Annotated in this window: 7 protein-coding genes; 4 read left to right on the top strand and 3 right to left on the bottom strand. The window is 75.5% G+C overall.

Translation table 11 applies throughout. From position 1 onward, the window contains the following. Nucleotides 1-109 precede the first annotated feature (109 nt). Nucleotides 110-1081 carry a hypothetical protein gene (locus AB0F18_RS36485; protein ID WP_362068962.1) on the bottom strand — a complete coding sequence of 324 codons (972 nt, stop codon included), beginning with the start codon at nucleotides 1079-1081 and terminating at the stop codon, nucleotides 110-112. Nucleotides 1082-1191: 110 nt separating this feature from the next. On the opposite strand from AB0F18_RS36485, the gene AB0F18_RS36490 reads away from it, so the two are divergent. The 3 genes from AB0F18_RS36490 to AB0F18_RS36500 all read left to right on the top strand — a co-directional run bounded on the left by AB0F18_RS36490 (nucleotide 1192) and on the right by AB0F18_RS36500 (nucleotide 6168). Continuing rightward, nucleotides 1192-3702, top strand: a complete 2511-nt coding sequence (locus AB0F18_RS36490; protein WP_362068965.1) for a helicase C-terminal domain-containing protein — start codon at nucleotides 1192-1194, stop codon at nucleotides 3700-3702. Between the two features lie 60 nt (nucleotides 3703-3762). Beyond that, nucleotides 3763-4362, top strand: coding sequence for a DUF4291 domain-containing protein (locus AB0F18_RS36495; protein WP_362068968.1), 600 nt, complete (start codon nucleotides 3763-3765; stop codon nucleotides 4360-4362). A 162-nt stretch (nucleotides 4363-4524) separates the two neighbouring features. After that, nucleotides 4525-6168 carry a DNA repair helicase XPB gene (locus AB0F18_RS36500; RefSeq protein ID WP_362068971.1) on the top strand — a complete coding sequence of 548 codons (1644 nt, stop codon included), beginning with the start codon at nucleotides 4525-4527 and terminating at the stop codon, nucleotides 6166-6168. Here AB0F18_RS36500 and AB0F18_RS36505 read toward each other — a convergent pair. Both AB0F18_RS36505 and AB0F18_RS36510 read right to left on the bottom strand, forming a co-directional pair. Further along, nucleotides 6134-6991: a glycosyltransferase family 87 protein gene (locus AB0F18_RS36505; protein ID WP_362068974.1), complete on the bottom strand. Its 858-nt coding sequence runs from the start codon at nucleotides 6989-6991 to the stop codon at nucleotides 6134-6136. The genes AB0F18_RS36500 and AB0F18_RS36505 overlap by 35 nt on opposite strands. 91 nt (nucleotides 6992-7082) lie before the next feature. Then, the gene (locus AB0F18_RS36510) at nucleotides 7083-7268 is read right to left on the bottom strand and encodes a hypothetical protein (RefSeq protein ID WP_362068976.1); all 186 of its coding nucleotides are present in this window, start codon (nucleotides 7266-7268) and stop codon (nucleotides 7083-7085) included. A gap of 503 nt (nucleotides 7269-7771) precedes the next feature. Here AB0F18_RS36510 and AB0F18_RS36515 point away from each other — a divergent pair. After that, nucleotides 7772-9745 carry an AAA family ATPase gene (locus tag AB0F18_RS36515; RefSeq protein ID WP_362068979.1) on the top strand — a complete coding sequence of 658 codons (1974 nt, stop codon included), beginning with the start codon at nucleotides 7772-7774 and terminating at the stop codon, nucleotides 9743-9745. The last annotated feature ends 153 nt before the right edge of the window (nucleotides 9746-9898 follow it).

The raw sequence follows: 9898 nt of genomic DNA on the forward strand, positions 1-9898 counted from the left end.
CTTGACAGGCCGGCCCGACACGGAAGGACGATGAGACTGACGGGAAAACCCCAACCCCTCCCTGAGACCGCCCCACCGGGACCCGGCCCACCCCCACCCCCACCCCGCCCTACCTCCTCCGGCTCCGCCACCCCAGGTAAGCCGCCAGGACCCCGCCCGCCATACGCGCCAGCGTCGGCCACATCGACTGGAAGGCCGGGCCCAGCTGGGCCTCCGGCAGGGGCTCGCCCCAGCGGCCCGTGGTGCGGCCCCACAGCCACAGCATCGCCGCCGTGAAGACACCGGCGGGTACGCCGAGGATCACCCACTTGCGCTCCCGTGGCCCGAGCACCCGGGAGACGTACCCCACCAGCGCGCCCGCCCCGAGCAGCGGCCAGTACCCCGTGAGCGCCCCCGCGGCGCACAGCAGCGCCGCCAGCAGGAGGAAGCCGTGCGGGCGGGGGCGCGGCGCCGCGGCGGGCTTCGCCGGTTCGGGGGGCGGGGCCGGCTCGCCACGTCGGCGGCGCTGCCGGAGGTGGCGGAGCAGCCCGCCCCCGTCCTGCGGCGGGGCCGCGGCGGGCGCCGTGGCCGGGGGGTCGTCCTCCGGCGGGGCCAGGAGCTCCGGGATCTCGATGCCGCCCGCGAACCCCTCGACCTGCGGTCCCCGCCCGGTGGCAGGGAGCCGCCACCAGTCGGGTTCGCCGCCGTCGGCCGCGGAGCCGCCGAGTTCGTCCAGGCCGGCCAGGTGCGGCGGTACGTTCCGCGCCTCCGGGAACGCCTCCGGAGCCGGCTTCGGCGCCGCCGCCCTCCGGCGCCGGTTCCCGCGCTGTTGCGGCACCGCCACCGCGGGGACGGCGACGGCCTCGGCCGCCGGCCGCCGGCCCACCGCGTCCAGGACCTCCTCCGGCGTGCCGAGCCGCTGCAGGACGGCCCGTACCGCTTCCGGCGTCTCCGGCTCGAACCGTGCGCGCCGCCGGTCGATCTCGTCCCGCAGCCCCGACACCAGCCGCATCCGGTCCCCCGACGACAGCTGCCGCTGCTGGGCCAAGTCCCCGACCCGGCTCAGGTATTCGTAGACCAGATGGTCGCTCTCGATCCCCACGCCCCAGAAGGTAGCGCGTGCACGCGTGGAGCGGTCCTCGGCGCAACGGATACCGTTGCCCGGATGGGGACCGGCCGACGACCGGCCGACGTGACCAGGAGGCGACCACCGTGCCCGAGGGAAGTCCGAAGGGAAGCACGCCGGGAAGCGCAGCAGGACCTACGACCGGCAGCACCGCCGGCAGCACCACCGGCGCCACCGGCAGCACCGCCGCGGCTCCCCCGCGCTCCCTCGCCGAGGCGCTCCGCGGCCGCGACGACGCGGCGCTCGCCGCGCTGCTGCACGCCCGCCCCGACCTGCTGAACCCGGTGCCCGGCGACGTCACGCAGCTGGCCACGCGTGCCGGTACCCGTGCCTCCGTCGTGCGCGCCCTGGACCGCCTCGACCGGTTCGCGCTCCAGACGGCCGAGGCCCTCGCGGTGGCCCCGGACCCCTGCCCGTACCCGGTGCTGGAGGAGCTGCTCACCGGCACCGGCGGTGAGGACACCCGGGACGAGGCGGCCCGCGCGGCCCTCCCCCGGGCCCTGGGGACCCTGCGCGACCAGGCCCTGGTGTGGGGCGACGACGACCGGCTGCGCCTGGTCCGCACCGCCCGGGAGCTGCTGGCCCCCTCCGCGCAGCGGCCCTCCCCGACCGGGCTGGGGCCGACCGTCGCCGAGGCCACGGCGGGGATGTCGCCGACCCGGGTCCAGGAGATCGTCGCGGCCGCCGGGCTGCCCCCCACCCATGACCCGGTGTCGGCGGTGGCCGCCCTGACCGGGCTGTTCACCGACCCGCAGCGGATGTCGGCGCTGCTGGACCAGGCTCCGGCGGAGGCGCACCAGGTGCTGGGGCGGCTCGTGTGGGGGCCGCCGTACGGGGAGGTGACCCCGAACCCGACGCCGCCGGTGCGCTGGCTGCGTGACCGGGGGCTGCTGCTGCCGGCTTCGGCGCGGACCGTCGTACTGCCCCGCGAGGTGGCGCTGCACCTGCGCGGCGGGCTCGCGCACCGGCGGACGGCGCCGGTCGCGCCGCCGGTCGGCGTGCACCGGGAGCACCGTCCACAGCTTGTGGACGCGAACGCCGCCGGGCAGGCGCTGGCCGCGCTGGGCACCGTCGAGGAGCTGGTGAAGTCCTGGGAGCACACCGGGCCGCTGGTGCTGCGGGCGGGCGGGCTCGCCGTGCGCGACCTCAAGCGGACGGCGTCCACCCTGGACACCTCCGAGCAGGCGGCCGCGTTCTGGATCGAACTCGCCTACGCGGCCGGGCTGCTGGCCGGCGACGGCGAGGCCGACGAGCGGTACGCGCCCACTCCCGCCTTCGACGACTGGTGCGAACTGCCGCCCGCCGAGCGGTGGTCGGAGCTGGCCTCGGCCTGGCTGGCCGCCACCCGTACCGCCGGGATGGTCGGCGAGCAGGACACCAAGGGCCGCACCCTGGCGGTGCTCGGCCCCGACCTGGACCGCTCGCCGGCGCCCGAGGTGCGCCGCCGGGTCCTCGAACTCCTCGCCGCCCTGCCCGAGGGCGGCTCGCCCGACCCGGAGGCGCTGCTGGAGCGGCTCGCCTGGGAGCGCCCGGAGCGCGGTACGAGCGACCTGCGGGCCCGCCTCGCGCACTGGACCCTGCACGACGCCGAGGTCCTGGGCGTCACCGGCCGGGGCGCGCTCAGCGCGTTCGGCCGTGCCCTGCTGGAGGGCCGAGACCCGGCGCCGGTGCTGTCGCCGCTGCTGCCGGAGCCGGTGGACCACGTCCTGCTGCAGGCCGACCTGACGGCGGTGGCGCCGGGGCCGCTGCGCCGGCCGCTCGGCGACGTGCTGGCGGTGCTGGCGGACGTGGAGTCCAAGGGCGGGGCGACGGTGTACCGGTTCACGCCCGGGTCGGTGCGCCGGGCCCTGGACTCCGGTCAGACCGCCTCCGACCTGCACGCCTTCCTCGCCGAGCACAGCCGTACCCCGGTGCCGCAGCCGCTGGCGTACCTGATCGACGACGTGGCGCGGCGGCACGGGCACCTGCGGGTCGGCGCGGCCTCCTCGTACGTGCGCTGCGACGACGACGCCATGCTGGGCGAGATCCTGGCCGACAAGCGCTCGGCGGGCCTGGGTCTGCGCCGGATCGCGCCGACGGTGCTGGCGGCGCAGGCCGAGCCGGGCGCGCTGCTCGACGGGCTGCGGGCGATGGGGTACGCCCCGGCGGCGGAGTCCCGGACGGGCGACGTGCTGGTGGCGCGGGCGGCCGCGCACCGCACCCCGGAGCGCACGGCGCCGGTGCCGGTCCCGGACGGACCGCCGGTGCCGGACGCGACGCTGCTGGGGGCGGCGGTACGGGCGATCCGCGCGGGCGACCTGGCGGCGACGGCGGTCCGCAAGGCGCCGGCCGAGCCGTCGGCCGCGCCGGCTCCGGGCGAGCTGCCGCGCACGAGCGCGGCGGAGACCCTGGCCACGGTGCAGGCGGCGGCGCTGACCGGGTCCGCGGTGTGGATCGGGTACGTCAACGCCGAGGGGGCGGCGAGCCAGCGGGTGATCGCCCCGGTGCGGGTGGAGGGCGGCTTCGTCACCGGCTACGACCACACGGCGGACGAGGTGCGCACGTACGCCCTGCACCGGATCACGGGGGTCGCCGAACTGGCGGAGGACCAGGTCTAGGACCGTCCGGGAAGGAAAAACCCCTGGCGGGAGGGGGTGTGCGCGCCGCACCCTGACCCCATGCAGGAATCCCGTGAAACCCCTACGCGCCAGATCCGCGCCGCGCACACCGCCACCACCGTGACGGTGTACCAGGCGTACTCGCCCGCCCTCGGCCTCCCGGCGGCCCGTGACGGCCGCTTCCCGCCCGCCTGGAAGCGGGAGCGGATGACGTGGATCAAGCCGTCGTTCCTGTGGATGATGTACCGCTGCGGCTGGGCCACGAAGGAAGGCCAGGAGACCGTGCTGGCGGTGGAGATCAGCCGCGAGGGCTTCGACGGGGCCCTGGCGGAGGCCTGCCTGTCGCACTACGCGCCGCGCGTGCACACCGACCGCGCGGAGTGGAAGAAGACCCTGTCCCGCTCCCCCGTCCGCGTCCAGTGGGACCCGGAGCGCGACCCGCACCTGAAGCCGCTGCCCTACCGGTCCCTCCAGCTCGGCCTGTCGGGCCCGGCGTCACGGGCGTACGCCGACGAGTGGACGGTCTCCATCCGCGACGTCACCCCGCTGGCCCGGGAGATCCACGGCCTGGTCCGCGCCGGCGACACCGACGCGGCCCGCGCGCTGCTCCCGGTGGAGACCCCGTACCCGGCGGGGCCGCTGCCTCACCTCGGCGCGTAGCCGACCGTCCCCCACCGGCCCGTACGCGGCGCCATGTACGGGCGGCACCGCCTTTTCCCCGGCCGGCCCGGCAGGACCCCCACACCTGCTGCCGGATGCGGCAGACTGGAGGTTTGGCCGTCCGCGCCCGGGCGGCCGCCACTCGCCGGAAAGGGACCAGGCGTGAACGGGCCTCTCATCGTCCAGAGCGACAAAACCCTCCTCCTGGAGGTCGATCACGAGCTCGCCGGAGCCGCGCGCCGGGCCATCGCCCCCTTCGCCGAGCTGGAGCGGGCGCCCGAGCACATCCACACCTACCGGATCACGCCGCTGGGGCTGTGGAACGCGCGGGCCGCCGGGCACGACGCCGAGCAGGTCGTCGACGCGCTCGTCGAGTTCTCGCGGTATCCCGTCCCGCACGCGCTGCTCGTCGACGTGGCCGAGACCATGGCCCGCTACGGGCGGCTGACCCTGTCCAAGCACCCCGTGCACGGGCTGGTGCTGACCAGCACGGACCGGCCCGTGCTGGAGGAGATCCTGCGGTCGAAGCGGATCACCCCGCTGGTGGGGGCGCGGATCGACGCGGACTCGGTGGCGGTGCACCCGTCGGAGCGCGGGCAGATCAAGCAGACGCTGCTCAAGCTGGGCTGGCCCGCCGAGGACCTCGCCGGGTACGTGGACGGTGAGGCGCACGCGATCGAGCTGGAGGAGAACGGCTGGGCGCTGCGGCCGTACCAGGCGCAGGCCGTCGAGGGGTTCTGGCACGGCGGGTCGGGCGTGGTCGTGCTGCCGTGCGGCGCGGGCAAGACGCTGGTCGGGGCCGGTGCGATGGCGAAGGCCAAGGCGACGACGCTGATCCTGGTGACGAACACGGTCTCCGCGCGGCAGTGGAAGCACGAGCTGGTCCGGCGGACCTCGCTGACGGAGGACGAGATCGGCGAGTACTCGGGGACGCGGAAGGAGATCCGGCCCGTCACGATCGCCACCTACCAGGTCCTCACCACGAAGCGGAAGGGCGTCTATCCGCACCTGGAGCTGTTCGACTCCCGGGACTGGGGGCTGATCCTCTACGACGAGGTGCACCTGCTGCCGGCGCCCGTCTTCAAGTTCACGGCCGACCTGCAGGCCCGCCGCCGGCTCGGGCTGACGGCGACGCTGGTCCGCGAGGACGGCCGGGAGTCGGACGTGTTCTCGCTGATCGGGCCGAAGCGGTTCGACGCGCCGTGGAAGGAGATCGAGGCGCAGGGCTACATCGCGCCCGCCGACTGCGTGGAGGTCCGGGTCAACCTCACCGAGTCGGAGCGGCTGGCGTACGCGACGGCCGAGACCGAGGAGAAGTACCGCTTCTGCGCGACGACCGCGACGAAGCGGAAGGTGACCGAGGCGCTGGTGCGCAAGCACCAGGGCGAGCAGACGCTGGTCATCGGGCAGTACATCGACCAGCTGGACGAGCTCGGAGAGCACCTGGACGCGCCCGTCATCAAGGGCGAGACCTCCAACGCGCAGCGGGAGAAGCTCTTCGACGCCTTCCGCGAGGGCGAGATCAACGTGCTGGTCGTGTCGAAGGTCGCGAACTTCTCCATCGACCTTCCCGAGGCGACGGTCGCCATCCAGGTGTCGGGCACCTTCGGGTCCCGGCAGGAGGAGGCGCAGCGTCTGGGCCGGGTGCTGCGGCCGAAGGCGGACGGGCACGAGGCGCGGTTCTACTCGGTCGTGGCGCGCGACACGATCGACCAGGACTTCGCCGCCCACCGTCAGCGGTTCCTGGCGGAGCAGGGCTACGCCTACCGGATCATGGACGCGGACGAGCTCCTGGCGGGTGACTGACCCGGCCGGTGAGCCCCGGCTCCGCGGACTGCCGTTCCCGGGGTGGCCCGGGGGCGGGGATGCGGGCCGTCCCGCGGCGGGGCCGGCGGCGCCCGAGGGCGGTCGCCGTCCTGGCCGCGAGGGCGGTGAGCGGCGGGACGGCCCACACCCACAGGTGCCGCCAGTCCAGCAGCGGGGCCGGGCCGGCCGCCGGCGGGTGGCGGGCCCAGAAGTCGGCGGAGGCCTCCGGGAGGACCAGCGCGCCGAGCAGGGCGGTGCCGGCGAACCCGGCCAGGGCGGTCAGGCCGGCCCGGGCCCGCCCGGTGAGCAGCAGGTACGGGATGAACACCGCCGGGGTCAGGGTGATCCCGGCGGCGGTGCCCAGCGCGAAGCCCTTGCCGAGCGCGGCGCGCGGCCGGCCCAGGTCCCAGAGGGCCAGGCAGGCCAGGGCCAGGTTGATCTGCCCGGGCAGCGGGCTCTGGAACAGCGGCTCCAGCCAGAGCCCGGCGATGGTGGCGGCCAGGACGGGGCCCGGCCGGGCCCGCACTCCGGCGGGGCGGCAGGAGAGCAGGATCAGCAGGGCGAGCAGGCCGCCGTTCCCGAGGACGAGGACGGCCTTCAGCACACCGGCCGGCAGCCAGGCGGCCGGCGTGAAGAGGATCGCGGCGAACGGCGGATAGTCGGCGGGCGGACGCCAGTCGGCGGCGGAGAACCCGCTGAGGAGGGCGTCGGCGGTCGGGACGCGCAGGGCGACGCACAGGACGCCGAGGGCGAGCAGCGCCCCTGTGACCAGCAGGCCGGCGAGGGGCGACGGCGAGCGGTCGGGATCGGGGCTGCGGGTCACGCGCGTGACCCTAGTGGATCATCGCGGGACGGCCGCCGGGATCAGGCCACGCGCCGCGACCGCAGGTCAGCGAGGGTACGCGGCCCGGCGGTCAGCGGCGTATGACGCCCGCGTCCGCGGAGTACTCGCCGAGGACGGCGACGCTCACGGCGGCCGCCGCGAAGACCTTCACGGCACGCAGGGCGTCGCCGACGCGGTGGCGGGAGGGGTGGGAGGTGGTGGCGGTGGCGCCGCTAGGGCGGCCGCCCTGGATCGGGGTGAAGGTTGCGGTGCTCATGTATCCATGGTGCGTTTTCTCCCCGTCGCGCGCATCGGTCTGGAGAGCCAACCTCACCGGTCCCCGGGTCCTCCTCACGTCCCATGGCTTCCCCTAGTGGCTCTGCCGAAGGTCTGACACCCCTGGGTATGACACCCGTTCGGAGGTACCGGCCGCCCGGGACCTCCGTCCCGTAAATCCATTCGCGCCGCCCACGCCCGCTGACTACAATCTCCGCTCTTGCCGCCTCCCGCCGCCGTACCGGGGAGAGCCTCCCGCCGGACGGAAACCGGTGGGTTTCTGTTCCGCACCGAGCCGCTGGAGGCAGTCCCGTGCCCGCGCACGCCCCCGACACCACGACCGACGACGCCGCGCCCGGCACGGCCGCCGCACCCGGCACTGCCCCCGCACCCGGCGCACCCGGCACACCCGGCACACCCAGCACGCCCGGCCCGGCCGACACCGCCGACCTGCTGGGCCGCGAGCGGGCCCACCTGGCCGCCTCCCGCGCCGCCCTGCGCGCGATGCGCGCGGACGTCGAGGCCCTCGACATCCGCGACGTCACCGCGAACTGGGTCAACGCCATCGTCCTCCAGGCGCAGATCGACGACCGCATCAAGGCCCTGGCCGACCTCGCCCACACCCCGCTGTTCTTCGGCCGCCTCGACTACCTGCACGCCCCGGGCGCCGACCTCGCCGAGGGCGCGGCGGGCGAGCAGTTCTACATCGGCCGCCGCCACGTCCACGACGCCGACGGCGACCCGATGGTGATCGACTGGCGCGCGCCCGTCTCCCAGCCCTTCTACCGCGCCTCCAAGGCCGACCCGCAGGACATCGGCCTGCGCCGCCGCTTCGGCTACACCGGCGGCGACCTCACCGCCTACGAGGACGAGCACCTGTCCGACCCCGCGGAGACGGCGGCCGTCAGCAAGCTGCTCCAGCAGGAGATCGAGCGCCCCCGCGTCGGCCCGATGCGCGACATCGTCGCGACGATCCAGCCGGAGCAGGACGAGATCGTCCGCTCCGGCCTGTCCGGCTCGGTCTGCGTCCAGGGCGGCCCCGGCACCGGCAAGACGGCCGTCGGCCTGCACCGGGTCGCGTACCTGCTGTACGCGCACCGCGAGCGGCTCGCCCGCACCGGCACGCTCGTCATCGGGCCGAACCGTTCCTTCCTGCACTACATCGAGCAGGTCCTGCCGGCCCTGGGCGAGCTGGAGGTCCAGCAGGCCACCGTGGACGACCTCGTCGCCCGCGACGGCCTGGAGGTGCGCGGCACGGACGCCGCCGAGACCGCCGTGGTCAAGGGCGACGCCCGGATGGCGGAGGTGCTGCGCCGCGCGGTCCGCGCGCACGTCACCCAGCCCGCCGAACCCCTGATGGTGGTCCGCGGTTCGCGCCGCTGGCGGGTGCCCGCGTACGAGCTGGAGGAGATCGTCACCGAGCTCCAGAACCGCGACATCCGCTACGGCGCGGCGCGCGAGGCGCTGCCGCAGCGGATCGCGCACGCGGTCCTCGTCCGCATGGAGCAGGCGGGCGAGGCGCCGGACGACCGGGTGCAGGACGCGGTGGCCCGCAACGCGGCGGTGAAGGCGGCGGTCAAGGCGATCTGGCCGGCGGTCGAACCGGCGAAGCTGGTGCTGCGGCTGCTGTCCGACCCGGAGTTCCTGGCGGTCCACGCCGAGGGGGTCCTCACGGACGAGGAGCAGAAGCTGCTCCTGTGGCCGAAGCCGTTCCGGAGCGTGCGGTCGGCGAAGTGGTCGGCGGCGGACCTGGTGCTCGTCGACGAGGCCTCGGACCTGGTGGAGCGGACGCATTCGCTGGGTCACGTCGTCCTCGACGAGGCGCAGGACCTGTCCCCCATGCAGTACCGGGCGGTGGGCCGCCGCTGCACGACGGGCTCGGCGACGGTCCTGGGCGACCTCGCGCAGGGCACGACCCCGTGGGCCACGCGCAGCTGGGAAGAGGCGCTGGCGCACCTGGGGAAGCCGGAGGCGGTGCTGGAGGAGCTGACGGCGGGCTTCCGCGTGCCGCGCGAGGTGATCGCCTACGCGTCGCGGCTGCTGCCGTCGATCGCGCCGGGGCTGGCGGAGGTGTCGTCGGTGCGTGAGACGCCGGGGTCGCTGGCGGTGTCGTCCTCGGAGGACCTGGTGGCGGACGTGATCGGGGCGTGCCGGTCCTTCCTCGCGTACGAGGGGTCGATCGGGCTGATCGCGGCCGATGCGCGGATCCCGGTGCTGGGGGAGGCGCTGCTGGCGGCGGGGCTGCCGTACCTGTCGCCGGGCGAGGAGACGACGGCCGAGTCCCGGCTCACGCTGGTGCCTGCGTCGCTCGCGAAGGGTCTGGAGTACGACTACGTCGTGCTGGACGAGCCGGCGGCGATCGTGGACGGCGAGCCGGACGAGCGGACGGGGCTGCGGCGGCTGTACGTCTGCCTCACCCGAGCCGTCTCGGGCCTCACGGCCCTCCACGCCGCCCCGCTCCCGGCGGCCCTGGCGTAGGGGGTGTCCGGCGGACCAGGGTCGCCCCGGGCCGCCCGGCCGTGATCCGCCGGACACCCCCTAGGGTCTGTCGTCAAAGTCCCGTCGTCGCCCGGAGGGCGGCCCCGCGGCGTCTGGTGCGTGCTCTCGGTGCGCCGGGCGCAAGACCTCGTA

Origin of the sequence: Streptomyces sp. NPDC029216, assembly GCF_040648015.1 — a bacterium.
GTDB lineage: Bacteria > Actinomycetota > Actinomycetes > Streptomycetales > Streptomycetaceae > Streptomyces.